The organism is Pseudomonas sp. C6002, from assembly GCF_013385805.1.
Lineage (GTDB): Bacteria > Pseudomonadota > Gammaproteobacteria > Pseudomonadales > Pseudomonadaceae > Aquipseudomonas.
The window spans coordinates 160285-175987 of the sequence record NZ_JACAPH010000021.1; the positions used below are offsets into that span (position 1 = coordinate 160285).

At 56.6% G+C, this 15703-nt stretch carries 11 protein-coding genes, 4 tRNA genes and 1 pseudogene; 2 read left to right on the plus strand and 14 right to left on the minus strand.

Features of this window, described 5'->3' with window-relative positions:
* Window positions 1–286 precede the first annotated feature (286 nt).
* Entirely contained in the window at window positions 287–1762 is a 1476-nt protein-coding gene (locus HX817_RS14655) for a hypothetical protein (protein WP_256348745.1), read from the minus strand.
* Window positions 1763–2145: 383 nt separating this feature from the next.
* Here HX817_RS14655 and HX817_RS14660 point away from each other — a divergent pair, with 383 nt between their 5' ends.
* Window positions 2146–3474 (plus strand): O-antigen ligase, encoded by a 1329-nt coding sequence (locus HX817_RS14660; protein ID WP_177040477.1) that lies wholly within the window; start codon window positions 2146–2148, stop codon window positions 3472–3474.
* Between the two features lie 222 nt (window positions 3475–3696).
* Here HX817_RS14660 and HX817_RS14665 read toward each other — a convergent pair whose 3' ends face one another.
* The 3 genes and pseudogenes from HX817_RS14665 to HX817_RS14680 form a co-directional block, all read right to left on the minus strand.
* Window positions 3697–4734 (minus strand): right-handed parallel beta-helix repeat-containing protein, encoded by a 1038-nt coding sequence (locus HX817_RS14665; RefSeq protein WP_177020880.1) that lies wholly within the window; start codon window positions 4732–4734, stop codon window positions 3697–3699.
* Between the two features lie 199 nt (window positions 4735–4933).
* Window positions 4934–6046 (minus strand): annotated as a pseudogene (locus tag HX817_RS31335) (IS3 family transposase); the annotation flags it as partial.
* Window positions 6047–6166: 120 nt separating this feature from the next.
* A tRNA-Val gene (locus HX817_RS14680) sits at window positions 6167–6243 on the minus strand.
* A 183-nt stretch (window positions 6244–6426) separates the two neighbouring features.
* Between HX817_RS14680 and HX817_RS14685 the strand changes: the two genes are divergently transcribed.
* The gene (locus HX817_RS14685; RefSeq protein ID WP_003212689.1) at window positions 6427–7710 is read left to right on the plus strand and encodes an FAD-binding oxidoreductase; all 1284 of its coding nucleotides are present in this window, start codon (window positions 6427–6429) and stop codon (window positions 7708–7710) included.
* 166 nt (window positions 7711–7876) lie between these two features.
* On the opposite strand, the gene HX817_RS14690 is transcribed toward HX817_RS14685, so the two are convergent.
* The 10 genes from HX817_RS14690 to accD form a co-directional block, all read right to left on the minus strand.
* A tRNA-Asp gene (locus HX817_RS14690) sits at window positions 7877–7953 on the minus strand.
* A gap of 105 nt (window positions 7954–8058) precedes the next feature.
* Window positions 8059–8135 (minus strand) — tRNA-Asp (locus HX817_RS14695).
* Between the two features lie 55 nt (window positions 8136–8190).
* Window positions 8191–8266, minus strand: a tRNA-Val gene (locus HX817_RS14700).
* Between the two features lie 107 nt (window positions 8267–8373).
* Window positions 8374–9138, minus strand: coding sequence for an SDR family oxidoreductase (locus tag HX817_RS14705; protein ID WP_003212687.1), 765 nt, complete (start codon window positions 9136–9138; stop codon window positions 8374–8376).
* Between the two features lie 11 nt (window positions 9139–9149).
* Window positions 9150–10361: an O-succinylhomoserine sulfhydrylase gene (locus tag HX817_RS14710; protein WP_008438742.1), complete on the minus strand. Its 1212-nt coding sequence runs from the start codon at window positions 10359–10361 to the stop codon at window positions 9150–9152.
* Window positions 10362–10427: 66 nt separating this feature from the next.
* Complete coding sequence (gene purF, locus HX817_RS14715) at window positions 10428–11933, minus strand: amidophosphoribosyltransferase (protein WP_003212683.1); 1506 nt, start codon at window positions 11931–11933, stop codon at window positions 10428–10430.
* A 41-nt stretch (window positions 11934–11974) separates the two neighbouring features.
* Entirely contained in the window at window positions 11975–12532 is a 558-nt protein-coding gene (locus HX817_RS14720; RefSeq protein ID WP_003212681.1) for a CvpA family protein, read from the minus strand.
* A 254-nt stretch (window positions 12533–12786) separates the two neighbouring features.
* Window positions 12787–13458 (minus strand): SPOR domain-containing protein, encoded by a 672-nt coding sequence (locus HX817_RS14725; protein ID WP_177040479.1) that lies wholly within the window; start codon window positions 13456–13458, stop codon window positions 12787–12789.
* Window positions 13442–14749: a bifunctional tetrahydrofolate synthase/dihydrofolate synthase gene (folC, locus tag HX817_RS14730; protein WP_177040480.1), complete on the minus strand. Its 1308-nt coding sequence runs from the start codon at window positions 14747–14749 to the stop codon at window positions 13442–13444. The genes HX817_RS14725 and folC overlap by 17 nt, the downstream gene beginning before the upstream one ends.
* Window positions 14746–15666, minus strand: a complete 921-nt coding sequence (gene accD, locus HX817_RS14735) for an acetyl-CoA carboxylase, carboxyltransferase subunit beta (RefSeq protein ID WP_003212675.1) — start codon at window positions 15664–15666, stop codon at window positions 14746–14748. Before accD ends, folC begins: the two co-directional genes overlap by 4 nt.
* Window positions 15667–15703 lie beyond the last annotated feature (37 nt).

Here is a 15703-nt window from a genome sequence, read left to right on the forward strand (position 1 = left end):
TGCGAAGCGCAATCTGAAGGGGCACGACGAGAAAATCGAGTGCATGACAATGGCTGCAGAACTGCGTCTGGACGGGCGCTTTACAGGTTCCGCGGCATCCTGCCGACTCAGCGCCCATTCGAATCTGCCCTACCTGGCCGTGCTTCTGTGTTGGCCAATGATTACCAAGGGACAATTGCGGCCGCTCTGTTGCTGGGCGTCGCAACGGCGCTGGCCGCGAACCTATACCCTGGGAATAAATATTTCCAATAAAAAAGCCCGCTCAATGCGGGCTTTTTTTCCATGATTATCCGGAAAAAGGTATGGGTTCAACCATATAGCAATCAACGCAGTCTGAAGTGATGACGTTATCCAGGATCAGAGGGGATTCGGTCGCAGGTCGAAGGAACCCCGTACGAATGGATGCGGTATAGACCCCAACGTTTACTGTATTGAGGCGAGCCCTTGCGTTAATCGACACACAATCAATGCTGTAATTCATCCCCATCCCCAAGCCGCAATTTTCACCACCTGAATTAATCACGCGGGTAGAGTCCTGCCCCTCGATGACGACACCCCAGGCGGTCTGTTCAGGATCGACACCTGGCTCTGTAGCCGTGCAATAACTATCAAGAATGGTGTTGTACTCACCACCGTTGTCCAGCAGCAGCATGCAGCGCCCAGTCCAGTCGACCGACGTGATGTTCTCGATCACACAGTGTTGTGCGTAGTGCAGATGCAGCCCTACCGCAGCGTCCCCGGTGAATTCAAGGTTGCGGATGTACACGTTTTTAATCGGGTCACATAAAGCCACGATTGCGCCCTGGGGATGATCACGTTTGATTACGCGATTAACAATCAATGAGTTAGCCAGCACATAAATAACCTGGCGAACCTCCAGCGGGCCGTCGAGTGGCATCGGGTAGGTTGCAAAATCGGTTGAAGCATCCGAGATGACGATCCAGGAACCGTTTGTGTACGGAGTGGTATCAGCCACGGAGATTTCGGTCGTATTGACGTAGGCCGGCGCGGTCAGATAACTGCCCGGGCGAACATTACCCTGGTAGTCGATGGCGGCATAACTCGGATCTGTTGGGTCCAGCGGGTTACGACCGATCCCTGAAACGTCGATAGTGACCTTATCGATCCCTGGTGCTGGCTCGATGATCTGCCCACTGTAGGGCCAATTGTCATCACGGTTTAGCAGGACTGTTGTCCCGATTGGGCAGTCAGTGCCATTGATTTGAATCCAGCGGTATCCGGCCTTCATCACCGACTGGAGTTGAGGACCGTTATCCGCAGAGGGATCCGGCGTAAAAACATAAGGGGTATCGCTGTAAATTGACATATGACTTCTCCTGATTTCCCATGGCCATTTTTTGGCGAAACAACTGTACATGCATACAGTTAAAAATTCTACGAAAGCAGCACCCTCTAGCTGTTGCCCACCGACGCCGACATACGCATCACGCGTATCGGGCGCGTGATCTACGTTGTGGCGTTCAGGGAGGCTCATGGGAGACGGGAAAAGAAGATGCCGAAGCACGCTCGAAAGAAGCACAACGGGATAAATCGACAAGCCAGGAAGGGACGCCGAATTGTCATTTTGAGGAGGTAGGTTGAAAAGGCTTCGCAAATCGCAACAAAAAAGGGCGCACCTTTCGGTGAGCCCTTCCAGACCGCCCAGCAAAGCGGATTCTGTTTGGTCGGCGCGATAGGACTCGAGCCAGCGCCCCCCACCATTTGAAGGTGATCCCGAGAAATCTGCAACCGATTGATCCATAGGGGAAAATTCGCCCTTTGAAAGGCTACGAATTTCCCGTTTAACCTTATAAAAATCATTAACTTAGCGTTGTCTATTCCTACAGTAATCAACCATTCACAGTGTCCTGCCGAACCGAGCAACTCGAAATCCTCTCACTACACCGAAACACGTCTACAATTTCAGCAATTCGAACGGATCTTCGATTACCGCAATACAAAGGAACCATCATGCCACTTATCAATTTTCGATCACGTTTCGCGCTTTCGGCAAGCTTGCCATGACAAGTTAACTATTCTGGCGCGCAGATGGGCGGCATGACGCTGCCTCAAAAGGCGCTCAAGACAATAAAGAATGCATGAAGTGTGCCTTTTTAAGTTTTGTTACTACAGGGATAGTCGAACATGCTTTTATTTTTATCAGCTGTTTTACTGTGCATTCCACTAAGAATATTCGTGCCTGCTCTTGGCGTTGAAATTGCCCCATCTGACTTGCTATGCCTACTTATCCTCCCTTACATACTAATCATTCACCACAAGATAAATAAGTGGCTGCTACTCAGCATAATTTTCTCTTTCATCTCACTAATATACATACAATTATTTATCCAGCCGGGAAACATCGCCAGATCTATTTTCTCCATAGCGTTTTTCTTCAAGCCATACCTGGTCTATTTGCTGGGTAGAAATATTGGAGAGTCAAGCATTCACCCTGACAGGTTCAACAAGACATTAATCTATCTACTCACGGCAACCGCGCTTGCAGCAACGGTTGACGCGATTTTCATGAAGGGCCACGTTACTATATTTACTGAATTTGAGCGTATCCCAGGCGAAGTCATTTACGGCGCCGTCTTCGACCCTACATTTTTCGGTATGAAATTTCATGGTAGCAATGGAATAAATGGAATAGCTGTATTTTTTTCGACGGCATTCATGATTTGTCTAGCGCTAGGCGTAATCATGAAACCCAAAAAAAGCATACGGATTATTTCGTACACTGGAATGTTGTGCAGCTTAATACTCGTCCTAGGCAGTGGATCTAGACAAGCTGCATTTGGTTTAATCGTTAGTTGCTTATGTTGCTTCTTCGCGGGAAAAATGACAGTCGGCAGGATATTTAGAGCTGCTCTATACATCACGCTTGCCATCGTTACATCTGCAACCATAATAGCGATTTTTTCAGACTACTTTATTGAATTATTCGCCAAAATACTTTTGATGACAGACAACATCTACTCTGGAAATTGGGATGGGGTTTCATCAGGAAGATTAGGCCTGTACATGATAATTATTGATGACTTAATAAGCAGCCCGATATTTGGTACTGGCTTTGGTGGCTATGGGCTTTTTAACTCTGAGCTTGGCTACTTCGATAACGATGTGAGCACATCAGGTTATACGCCACACAATCAATATTTAGGTGCCATTTGGAAAATGGGAGGTCTTGCTGGATTGTTCTATCTGATATTCCTGTGGAGCATCGTAAAACCTTTCTTCAAAATCCCTCAAAGCGATGAATTTCAAAAGAGATTTTACATTGCAATGATGGCAATGGTTATACCATTCTTTACTGTATTCAATGTATTTCAAGATGGTCTTTCTTCCCCATCTACAGGCCCTATATTTCTGCTGATACTGGGTTTCTACTGGCGACGCGCATTCAACTTAAGCTCAAAAAATAATTCAACAATGCCTGCCCAACCTCACGCTGCACTCCATCCGTTAAATTAAAATAAAAGCATAAGCGGTACTATGCGAACGTATAGTCTTTTTAGAGCGCCTCGCGAGAAGTTATGACTGCCAGTCTTAGGCAGCCTTCGTGTCGGGGGAAATAGAAAGCCATTCAGGGGTTATTTTTTGAGAGAAGAAGGCCTAGACTCGGCCTTCTTCGCACTACCTCTTAAATGACATTAAAACATTGAGAGGCGAACAAACTCATAACACAGCTAGAGTTTATGATAAACCCCGCTTGCTAAAGATAAAGCAATCAACGTTCTCTGGACTCTCGTATGTGTCAAGAATTAGAGGACGTTCCGTTCTCGGCCGGATATAACCACTTCGGATAGAGTGGGTATATACGCCGACATTTACATTATTCCTGCGGGCTCTTGCATCGACAGCTACGCTATCAATACAGTAATTCATTGCACTGCCATTACCGCAAAATTCACCGCCGCTATTCACCATCCGGGATGAATCCTGACCTTCCATGACTACACCCCAGGCATTTTGTGTTGGCCCACCACCAGCCTCTGTCCCGGTACAGTAGCAATCAATGACTGAGTTATTGCTACCGCCGTTATCAATGAGAACAAGCGACCGCCCAGTCCAGTTAACAGAGGTAATATCTTGAATAGTACAATGCTGGCCGTAGTGAATATGAACTCCGACAGCAGAGTTCCCAGTGAACTCCAGGCCTCGAATTATAACGTTACGAATCGGCACGCACGTAGCAACAATGGCTCCATCCGGATGTCCTTTTTTGAGAACATTGTTGATCACCAGCGACCCGCTGAATACTCGAATAACCTGCCGAACTTCCATAGGACCATCAAGTGGAAGCGGCTGCTTATGGAAGTCTGTTGAAGCATCGGAAATTACAATCCAGTCCCCAGCTACATATTTTGTCGGATCATCGACAAAAATTTCATTCTGATTCAGAAAAGCTTCCCGCGTTAAAAAACTTGCAGGCCGGACCTTCCCTTGATAATCAAACGCTGCATAGCTCGGATCGGTAGGTACTTCCGGATTTCGACCAATTCCGCTTGAGTCAATAAGCACCTTCTCGATGCCTGGTGCGGGCTCAATGACCAGACCGTGAACCGGGGTTAGGTCGGCCTTATTCAAGGGCACGGTAGTCTTGATCGGGCATACGTCGCGGTTAATTTGAATCCAGCGATATCCGGCTTGAATAATTGATCTGAGCTGAGGCCCATTGTCGAGCGTGGCGCTTGGCGTGAATACATATGGTGTCGCGTAGTACATAGACATTACTTCTCCTGATTAGTGGCTATCCTTAACCACTCGATATACTGTACATACATACAGCACAAAATCAAAGCAAAGCAGCCATATTTTTGTTTCGAGATTTCTCTGGCGTACGCCTGACAAGCCCGCAGCGCGATCACGACGCTCCCCCATTCGCGGGTGATGGCGATAATTCGTTGAGCATGCGCTGAGTAACGTTTGGCTCTACGGACTGCATGAAATCCTGTGGTCGCTCAGGCAGAAGCGCCGCCCTCAAGATCCCGTTGACCCGCTCTGCCAAAGCATTTTGGTAGCAGTCATAGCCGCCCGTCATGGAACACCGGATGCCGTGTTTCGCGTGCTGTTCCTGGTACATTCCCAAGCGATACTGGCCGGCTCTGTCAGAGTGATGAACCAGTGGCTGCGCGGTTTGATCCTGACTCACGGCTCGACGTAACCTGCACTACCGACTCGGTGTGCAGACTTTCATGGACCTGGTAACCACGATCTTTCGCGAAAAAGCATCCGTCACAAGTCTCAGATAGGCCACACCTTTCTGAACGGGCAGTTAGGTGATGTCAGCTACCCGGATTTTTTCCGGACCGATTGGAACAACCTGATCAGGACCCGGTTTAAGTAGGTGCGGATGGCGCAGAAAGCGATGATGACTGTCGGTCGTCTTGTGCTACGCCCGCTTGCGGACCACCAGTAAACGCCTTCGGTGCAGGATCGAAAACAGCCGATCTCGCCCCACTTGCAGTTCAAGTTGAGGCTGGCAACGCAGCAAGTGGTGCAGCTTTCGGGTACCCAAACGCGGCCGACGCTGACTTTTTTGTTGAACGAAGTCGGCAACTTTCTGATCCAGAACCAGACGAGTTGCATCGGTGCGATTGCGTTTGCAGTAAGCCTGTCGGCTTATCCCCAAGCACTGGCAAGCCCTGCTGATGCTCAGGTTCTGGATTGGTTTATGCGCGAGGAATTGCCGGGACGCTTTTTTACGACAGAGAGACCGTAGGCGTTTTTCAAGACATCCACGACCGCCTCGAAAAACTGCGCTTTCTGATTGGAAAACGCCAACTGTTCTTCAAGCATCTTTGATGCGTTGCCATGGCGTTAGTGGTCGGTTTCTGTCGGGCACAGACCCCATCCCGGCGAGCCAATCTATGTGCCTGGGCTCCACGCTTGCGTAACCACGTCAGAACGGTGGTTTTGCCTTGAATCCGGTAGCGCTCTTGAGCCTCTTTACAGCCCAGCTCGCCGTTTCGACTTGGTCGACGACCGACAATTTAAAGGTCAGCGTGTAGTCTCGATGACTACGCCTTTTTCCTGCCTCCATTACGCCCTCCTGGAAATAGATCAGAAGGTGTAGACCTCATTCAGGACGAAACACAGGCAACAAAAAAGGGCCCACCTTTCGGTGAGCCCTTCTAGACCGCCCAGCAGAGCGGATTTTGTTTGGTAGGCGCGATTGGACTCGAACCAACGACCCCCACCATGTCAAGGTGGTGCTCTAACCAACTGAGCTACGTGCCTGCTGTGAGGCGGCATTCTACGGAATTCCCGAGGGGTGTCAACACCTTTTTTGCAGCTAAGCCTATGAATATGCGAATTTTTTATTTGTGGCCAGCACAACGGTATTTTCCGGCGGCTGGCAGCGGATTTTCAACTCAGGTAGGATCGGCGCACTCGTAAAAAATATAAAACAGAGGTTCCAGGATGGCGAACACCCCCTACCCCCAGTCGTATTACGCCGCGTCTGCGAATGCGGTACCTCCTCGCCCAGAGCTGCAAGGTGAAGTTGAAACCGATGTTTGCGTGATTGGCGCCGGTTATACCGGCCTGTCCAGTGCGCTGTTCCTGCTGGAAAACGGCTTTCGCGTGACAGTGCTGGAAGCTGCCAAGGTAGGCTTTGGCGCGTCGGGCCGCAATGGTGGGCAGATCGTCAACAGCTACAGCCGTGATATCGATGTGATCGAGCGCAGTGTCGGCCCCCAGCAGGCGAAATTACTCGGCGACATGGCATTTGAAGGCGGCAGGATCATTCGGGAGCGGGTGGCCAAGTATCAGATCCAGTGCGATCTGAAGGACGGCGGTGTGTTCGCGGCACTGAACAGCAAGCACATGGGCCACCTGGAGTCGCAGAAGCGCCTGTGGGAGCGCTACGGCCACACCCAGCTGGAGCTGCTGGACGAGCGGCGCATTCGAGAAGTGGTCGCCTGTGACAACTATGTGGGCGGCCTGCTCGACATGAGCGGCGGGCACATTCACCCCCTGAACCTGGCGCTGGGCGAAGCGGCAGCCGTGGAGTCCCTGGGCGGCACGATTTATGAGCAGTCGGCGGCGACTCGCATCGAGCGCGGCGCCAATCCGGTAGTGCATACGGCGCACGGCAAGGTCAGGGCCAAGTTCATTATTGTTGCAGGCAACGCCTATCTGGGGAACCTGGTTCCGGAACTGGCGGCCAAGTCGATGCCGTGTGGTACGCAGGTGATTACCACCGCGCCACTGGGCGATGAACTGGCGAAGACGCTGCTGCCGCAGGATTACTGCGTCGAGGACTGCAATTACCTGCTGGACTACTACCGCCTGACGAGCGACAAGCGCCTGATCTTCGGCGGTGGCGTGGTGTACGGCGCGCGTGACCCGGCGAATATCGAGGCGATCATCCGGCCGAAGATGCTCAAGGCCTTCCCGCAGCTCAAGGACGTGAAGATCGACTACGCCTGGACCGGCAATTTCCTGCTGACCTTGTCGCGCCTGCCGCAGGTCGGTCGCCTGGGGGATAACATCTACTACTCCCAGGGCTGTAGCGGCCATGGCGTGACGTATACCCACTTGGCGGGCAAGGTACTGGCGGAAGCGCTGAGAGGCCAGGCAGAACGTTTTGATGCGTTTGCCGGCCTGCCGCACTACCCCTTCCCCGGCGGACAACTGCTGCGCACGCCGTTTGCGGCGCTGGGGGCCTGGTATTACGGGTTGCGGGACAAGCTGGGATTCTGACCCCGGACCACGGGGCTGGCTTGCCGGCCCCTGTACTTGCCGCGCCGGCACCAAATCGCAGACACAAAAAACCCCGGTCTTTCGACCAGGGTCTTTGCTATCGATCCAACCAAGCCAGCGGCTTGCTTTGGCGTCTCAGGGCGTTCAGTGGGCCCTGGAACAGATATGGCGCAGCGGACGGGACTCGAACCCGCGACCCCCGGCGTGACAGGCCGGTATTCTAACCGACTGAACTACCGCTGCGTATCGCTCAGACTGCTGAAGTGTCACCTTCAACCGCCTTCAAACATCTGACTGACCAGCCTTGGCTGTTCAATCTCAAATCTGAAACATCAGACCTGGAAAATATGGCGCAGCGGACGGGACTCGAACCCGCGACCCCCGGCGTGACAGGCCGGTATTCTAACCGACTGAACTACCGCTGCGCGTCGGTGCAACCTTTAACGTTGCGTCTTGCCCTGAAGCAAAACTCTCAAGAAGTGGTGGGTGATGACGGGATCGAACCGCCGACCCTCTGCTTGTAAGGCAGATGCTCTCCCAGCTGAGCTAATCACCCTTTGCTTCGTTGAGGCCGCGAAATTTACGCAGGTAGCGGACCTAAGTCAATAGCCTGCTTGAAGTTTTTCTGAAAAAGACAAAATTGCTTCAGGACCGCGACCCGCCCTACTCGGTGTAAATCATCTTCTTGCTCATGCCGCCGTCGACGACGAACTCTTGCCCGGTGACAAACCCGGCATTGCGCGACAGCAACCACGCCACCATCGCCGCTACGTCTTCCACAGTGCCTACCCTGCCCGCCGGGTGCTGGGCGTGATCCGCATCCGTCAGCGGCTCGGCACGGCGTGCAGCCGGGTCACGGGCATCGATCCAGCCCGGGCTGACGGCATTGACCCGTACTTCCGGCCCGAGGCTGATAGCCAACGCGTGGGTCAGGGCCAGCAAACCGCCCTTGCTCGCCGCATAGGCTTCGGTGTCCGGTTCCGACTGGCGTGCCCGGGTCGACGCCAGGTTGACGATGGCGCCGCCGTGGGCCCGCAGGTAGGGCGCACAGTGCTTGGCCAGCAACATGGGACCACTGAGGTTCACCGCCAGTACACGATTCCAGTAAGCCAGGTCGAGACTTTCCAGGGTGATGTTGCGCGGGTCGGCCACGGCGGCATTGCACACCAGCGCATCCAGGCGCCCGAACTGGCCAAGTACCTCGGCCACGCCCTGGGCAACCTGCCGCTCATCGGCCACGTCCATGGTAATAAACCAGGCGTTGTCGCCGAGCACCTTGGACACCTTGGAACCGCGCTCACGGTCCAGGTCCGTCAATACCACCTGCCAGCCTTCGCTGATCAACCAGGCGGCAATCCCCAGGCCGATGCCCCGCGCCGCGCCGGTCACCAGCGCGACCCGCCCGTTACTGGCGCTCGCCGCTTCCATGGACCACTCGATCACAGGGCAGCCAACCCACGGGCCAGGTCGGCCTGCAGGTCAGCGACGTCTTCCAGGCCCACGGCAATGCGGATCAGGCTGTCACGAATCCCGGCAGCTTCACGCTCCTGCGGCGCCAGGCGGCCGTGGGAGGTGGTGCTCGGGTGAGTGATAGTGGTCTTGCTGTCACCCAGGTTGGCGGTGATGGAGATCAGGCGAGTCGCATCGATAAAGCGCCAGGCGCCCTCTTTGCCGCCCTTGACCTCGAAACTCACCACGGCGCCGAAACCACGTTGCTGGCGCTGGGCCAACTCGTGTTGCGGGTGGCTCTTGAGGCCGGCGTAGTGGACCTTCTCGATACCGTCCTGTTGCTCCAGCCACTCGGCCAGGGCCTGGGCGTTGGCACAATGGGCCTTCATCCGCAGGCTCAGGGTCTCCAGACCTTTAAGGAAGATCCAGGCGTTGAACGGGCTCAGGGTCGGGCCGGCGGTGCGCAGGAAGCCCACCACTTCCTTCATCTGCTCGCTGCGGCCGGCAACCACGCCCCCCATGCAACGGCCCTGGCCGTCGATGAACTTGGTGGCCGAGTGCACAACGATGTCTGCGCCCAGCTTCAGCGGCTGCTGCAATGCAGGGGTGCAGAAGCAGTTGTCGACGATCAGCATCGCGCCCTTGGCGTGGGCCACTTCGGACAATGCGGCAATGTCCACCAGCTCGGCCAATGGATTGGACGGCGACTCGACGAACAGCAATTTGGTGTTGGCCTTGATGGCCGCGTCCCAGCCGGACAGGTCCGCCAGCGGCACGTAGTCGACTTCAATACCAAAACGCTTGAAGTACTTTTCGAACAGGCTGATGGTCGAACCAAACACGCTGCGCGATACCAGGACGTGGTCACCGGCGCTGCACAGGCTCATGACTACCGCGAGAATCGCGGCCATGCCCGTGGCAGTGGCGACAGCTTGCTCGGCGCCTTCCAGCGCGGCGATACGCTCTTCGAACGCGCGCACGGTCGGGTTGGTGTAACGCGAATAAACGTTGCCCGGCACTTCACCGGCAAAACGCGCAGCGGCATCGGCCGCAGTGCGGAACACATAGCTGGAGGTAAAGAACATCGGGTCACCGTGCTCACCTTCCGGGGTGCGGTGCTGGCCGGCGCGCACAGCCAGGGTATCGAAAGCTACGCCATCGAGGTCGCTGTCCAAGCGACCGGCATCCCATTCCTGACTCATGCTCTACTCCTCAACTCGAATGCTTTATCAAAGATACAAAACCGGCCCCTCAGGGCCGGTGTCTACTCAGTTGTTGTACAGGTCGATGATCGCGCTGACCGCCTGGGTCTTGATCTTCGAGGAATCGTTACGGGCCTGCTCGATCTTGTTCAGGTAGGCCTCGTCGACATCGCCGGTGACGTACTTGCCGTCGAACACCGCGCAATCGAACTCCTCGATCTTGATCTTGCCACCACCGACGGCTTCGATCAGGTCCGGCAGGTCCTGGTAGATCAGCCAGTCGGCGCCGATCAGGTCCGCAACGTCCTGGGTCGAACGGTTGTGGGCGATCAGTTCGTGGGCGCTCGGCATGTCGATGCCGTACACGTTCGGGTAACGCACGGCAGGCGCGGCGGAACAGAAGTAAACGTTCTTCGCACCGGCTTCGCGGGCCATCTGGATGATCTGCTTGCAGGTGGTGCCGCGTACGATGGAGTCATCCACCAGCATCACGTTCTTGCCGCGGAACTCCAGCTCGATCGCGTTGAGCTTCTGGCGCACCGACTTCTTGCGCGCAGCCTGGCCAGGCATGATGAAGGTACGGCCGATGTAACGGTTCTTGACGAAGCCTTCGCGGAATTTCACGCCCAGGTGGTTCGCCAACTCCAGCGCAGCGGTGCGGCTGGTGTCCGGGATCGGGATAACCACGTCGATGTCGTGATCCGGGCGCTCGCGCAGGATCTTGTCCGCCAGCTTCTCGCCCATGCGCAGGCGCGCCTTGTACACCGAAACACCGTCGATGATCGAATCCGGACGCGCCAGGTAGACGTGCTCGAAGATGCACGGGGTGAGTTTCGGGTTCAGTGCGCACTGACGGGTGTGCAGCTTGCCGTCTTCAGTGATGTAGACCGCTTCGCCCGGCGCCAGGTCGCGAATCAGGGTAAAGCCCAGCACGTCCAGGGACACGCTTTCGGAAGCGATCATGTACTCGACGCCTTCGTCGGTATGACGCTGGCCGAACACGATCGGGCGGATGCCGTGGGGGTCGCGGAAACCGACGATACCGTAGCCGGTCACCATCGCCACTACCGCATAGCCACCGACGCAGCGGTTGTGCACGTCAGTCACGGCAGCGAACACGTCTTCTTCGGTCGGCTGCAGCTTGCCGCGCTGGGCCAGCTCGTGGGCGAACACGTTCAGCAGTACTTCGGAGTCCGAGTTGGTGTTGACGTGGCGCAGGTCAGATTCGTAAATCTCCTTGGCCAGTTGTTCAACGTTGGTCAGGTTGCCGTTGTGCGCCAGGGTGATGCCATAGGGCGAGTTGACGTAGAACGGCTGGGCTTCGGCCGAGGTCGAGCTGCCCGCTGTCGGGTAGCGCACGTGGCCAATGCCCATGTGCCCGACCAGGCGCTGCATGTGGCGCTGATGGAACACGTCACGCACCAGACCATTGTCCTTGCGCAGGAATAACCGGCCGTCGTGGCTGGTCACAATACCGGCAGCATCCTGGCCGCGGTGCTGGAGGACGGTTAGCGCGTCATACAGCGCCTGATTCACGTTCGACTTACCGACGATACCGACGATGCCACACATGCGACGCAACCCCTACTTAATGAATCTTGACTGAACACAACTTACTGAGGCGTTTTGGCCGGCAAGAGGTGTTCCTTGAACGGAAGATCAGCGGGTACGCTGATCCCGCTGGCCAGCCACTGACTGCTCCACCCCAAAATGAGGTTTTTGGACCAATCTGCAACCAATAGAAATTTTGGCACGAGTACCGACTCCTGCCACCACGAATCCTGCTGTACCGGCCCCAGGCTCAACAGCCCGACCGCCACGACCACCAGCAAGCCGCCACGCGCGGCGCCGAAGGCCATGCCGAGAAATCGATCGGTCCCGGAGAGGCCGGTGACGCGTATCAATTCGCCGATAAGATAATTGACCATTGCCCCCACCAACAACGTGGCGATGAACATGATGGCGCAGCCCGCGATGACGCGAGCCGAAGGTGTCTCGATGTATCCGGCCAGGTAGACAGACAATGAACCGCCGAACATCCAGGCTACAACTCCTGCGATGATCCATGTCAGCAGCGACAATGCTTCTTTGACGAAGCCGCGGCTCAGACTGATCAAAGCGGAGATGGCGACGATTGCAACGATCGCCCAATCAACCCAGGTAAATGGCACAGTTCAGCCTACAGACGGATAAGGCGGCGCATTTTAGCAGAGCGCTGGGCTATCGGTAAGCTGTGATTGGCAGTGCATTTGAAATCAATGAGTTATAGGGGAAACCGGCCTGTTGCGGCACACCCAAAACACTTTTGGGAGCGGGCCTGCTCGCGAAGGCGGTGGGGCAGCCAATAAATCTGCTGACTGATACACCGCTTCGCGAGCAAGCCCGCTCCCACATTGACCGCATCCCAGCTTGAATCCTTGCAGCCTCAGCCTTTTTCGGGCTGGAAGCGAACCACAAAACCCTTGAGGTTCTGCTGGCGATCCAACAGGTCCCGCAAGCGATCGGCTTCAGCCCGCTCGATCAGCGGCCCGATGAATACCCGGTTCTTGCCATCGGCGCTGCGGATATAGGCGTTGTAACCCTGGGTGCGCAGCTTCTTCTGCAACGCATCAGCACTTTCGCGGTTAGCCAGGCTGGCCAGCTGGATCGACCAACTGATCGGCAAGCCATTCGGGTCAATACGGCTCTGGCCCACGTCCGGCTTGCCCGGTGCCGCAGGTTGCGGGGCCACAGGTTTTGGTGCTGGCGCCGGCGCCGCAGGCTTCGCAGCAACTGCAGGAGCAGCAGGCGCAGCAGGCGCAGGCTTAACCACCGGCACGCTCGGCTGCACCGGCATCGACGGCGCTTGCTGTGCAGCCACTTCGTCATCGGTCGGCACCGGCTCTTCTTCCGGCAGCGCTTGCGGCTCGGGAACCACCACCGGCTCAACCTGAACCTGAGGCACCGCAGGCGCCTGGGGCGCAGCTGGCGCTTCAACGGTCACTTGGCGCTGCTCATCCTGACGGGAAAACAGCATCGGCAGGAAAATCACCGCCAACGCCACCAGGACCAGGGCTCCAACCATTCGCTGCTTGTATGCGCTATCCAGTAATGCCATGTGCAGCTTCCTCCGTGGAGCGCCGGGCCAACCATTCGAGCGCCTCGGCAACACAATAAAATGATCCGAACAACAGAATCTCATCCTCAGGCGTCGCAACCGCGCACTGGGCTTCCAGGGCGGCTGTCACGCTTGCATGGGACGTCACGGACGCGCCAAGGTTCTGCAAGGCAACCTGCAACTCGATGGCAGGACGACTGCGGGACGTATCCAGCGGTGCAACCGCCCAGGCCTGGACGTCGCCCAGCAAGGGTGCAACCACGCCGTCCAGGTCCTTGTCGGACAACAACCCGAACACCGCGAGGCGGCGACCGGCGGGCGGCGTGCGTGCCAGGCGCCTGGCCAGGTATTCAGCGGCGTGAGGGTTATGCCCCACATCTAGCAGCAGGTTCAGGCGCTTGCCCTCCCAGTCGAACGTGCGCCGGTCAAGGCGCCCCACCACGCGAGTAGCCTGCAACGTAGCGGCAATCTGCTCGGCATGCCAGGGCAAATCCAGCAACAGGTAGGCTTGCAGCGCGAGCGCGGCGTTTTCCATCGGCAGGTTCAGCAGTGGCAAGTCGCGCAACTCGACGGTTTGACCGCGCGCGTCAAGCCCGCGCCATTGCCAGAATTGGTCGCCAATCTCGAGATTGAAATCACGCCCACGCAGGAAGAACGGGCAATCCAGCTCGCGCACCTTGTCCAGCAAGGTATGCGGCGGGTCCAGGTCGCCGCACAGTGCAGGCTTGCCCTGGCGGAAGATCCCGGCTTTTTCATAGGCCACGGACTCACGGGTGTTACCCAGGTAGTCCGCATGGTCGACGCCAATACTGGTAATCAGCGCCAGGTCGGCATCCACCACGTTGACCGTGTCCAGACGCCCACCCAGGCCGACTTCCAGCACCACTACATCCAGCGGCGCACGCTCGAACAGCCAGAACGCCGCCAGGGTGCCCATCTCGAAATAGGTCAGGGAAATCTCGCCACGCCCGGCATCAAGTGCGGCGAAGGCTTCGCAGAGTTGCTCGTCAGTGGCTTCGACGCCATTGAGCTGCACCCGCTCGTTGTAGCGCAGCAGGTGCGGCGAGTTGTACACGCCGACCTTCAGGCCCTGGGCTTGCAGCAAGGCCGCGACAAAGGCGCAGGTAGAGCCCTTGCCGTTGGTGCCGGTCACCGTGATCACACGCGGCGCCGGCCGGCCCAACCCGAGACGGGCCGCTACCTGTTGCGAGCGCTCCAGGCCCATGTCGATGGCTGACGGATGCAACTGCTCAAGGTAGGCGAGCCATTCGCCCAGGGTACGTTGGGTCATATGTTTGCAGGCACCGGTGGCACGACAATCGGCTCGATTTTAGGCGCGACGTACACAGGTGTCGGCAGGCCCATCATTTGCGCCAGCAGGCTACCCAGGCGCGGACGCAGTTCGCCGCGCGGAATGATCAGGTCGATCGCGCCGTGCTCAAGCAGGAACTCGCTGCGCTGGAAACCTTCCGGCAGTTTTTCGCGAACGGTCTGCTCGATAACACGCGGGCCGGCAAAGCCGATCAGCGCCTTCGGCTCACCGACGATCACGTCACCCAGCATCGCCAGGCTGGCGGACACACCGCCGTAGACCGGGTCGGTCAGCACGGAGATGAACGGAATACCTTCTTCGCGCAGACGCGCCAGTACCGCGGAGGTCTTGGCCATTTGCATCAGCGAGATCAGTGCTTCCTGCATCCGCGCACCACCGGAGGCGGCGAAGCAGATCATCGGGCAACGGTTTTCCAGCGCGTAGTTGGCGGCACGTACGAAACGCTCACCGACAATGGCGCCCATCGAGCCGCCCATGAAGGAGAATTCGAAGGCCGAAACCACCACCGGCATGCCCAGCAGCTTGCCGCTGACGGAAATCAGCGCGTCCTTTTCACCGGTCTGCTTCTGGGCCGCGGTCAGGCGGTCCTTGTACTTCTTGCCGTCGCGGAACTTCAGACGGTCAACCGGCTCCAGGTCAGCGCCCAGCTCGGAGCGACCATCGGCGTCGAGGAAAATATCAATGCGGGCGCGGGCGCCGATACGCATGTGGTGATTGCACTTGGGGCAAACGTCCAGGGTCTTTTCCAGCTCCGGGCGGTACAGCACCGCGTCGCAGGATGGGCACTTGTGCCAAAGACCTTCAGGAACCGAGCTTTTCTTCACCTCGGAACGCATGATCGAAGGGATCAGTTTGTCTACTAACCAGTTGCTCATGCTTTCTTTCTCCAGTACCGGTGGCTTGAACACAGCC

Bases quoted from the DNA above. Each gene is read 5' to 3' on its own strand.
- HX817_RS14725 (WP_177040479.1), bottom strand. From the start codon at position 13,458: ATGGCATTACTGGATAGCGCATACAAGCAGCGAATGGTTGGAGCCCTG.
- HX817_RS14710 (WP_008438742.1), bottom strand. From the start codon at position 10,361: ATGAGTCAGGAATGGGATGCCGGTCGCTTGGACAGCGACCTCGATGGC.
- HX817_RS14705 (WP_003212687.1), bottom strand. From the start codon at position 9,138: ATGGAAGCGGCGAGCGCCAGTAACGGGCGGGTCGCGCTGGTGACCGGC.
- HX817_RS14660 (WP_177040477.1), top strand. From the start codon at position 2,146: ATGCTTTTATTTTTATCAGCTGTTTTACTGTGCATTCCACTAAGAATA.
- HX817_RS14685 (WP_003212689.1), top strand. From the start codon at position 6,427: ATGGCGAACACCCCCTACCCCCAGTCGTATTACGCCGCGTCTGCGAAT.
- purF (WP_003212683.1), bottom strand. From the start codon at position 11,933: ATGTGTGGCATCGTCGGTATCGTCGGTAAGTCGAACGTGAATCAGGCG.
- folC (WP_177040480.1), bottom strand. From the start codon at position 14,749: ATGACCCAACGTACCCTGGGCGAATGGCTCGCCTACCTTGAGCAGTTG.
- accD (WP_003212675.1), bottom strand. From the start codon at position 15,666: ATGAGCAACTGGTTAGTAGACAAACTGATCCCTTCGATCATGCGTTCC.
- HX817_RS14655 (WP_256348745.1), bottom strand. From the start codon at position 1,762: ATGGATCAATCGGTTGCAGATTTCTCGGGATCACCTTCAAATGGTGGG.
- HX817_RS14665 (WP_177020880.1), bottom strand. From the start codon at position 4,734: ATGTCTATGTACTACGCGACACCATATGTATTCACGCCAAGCGCCACG.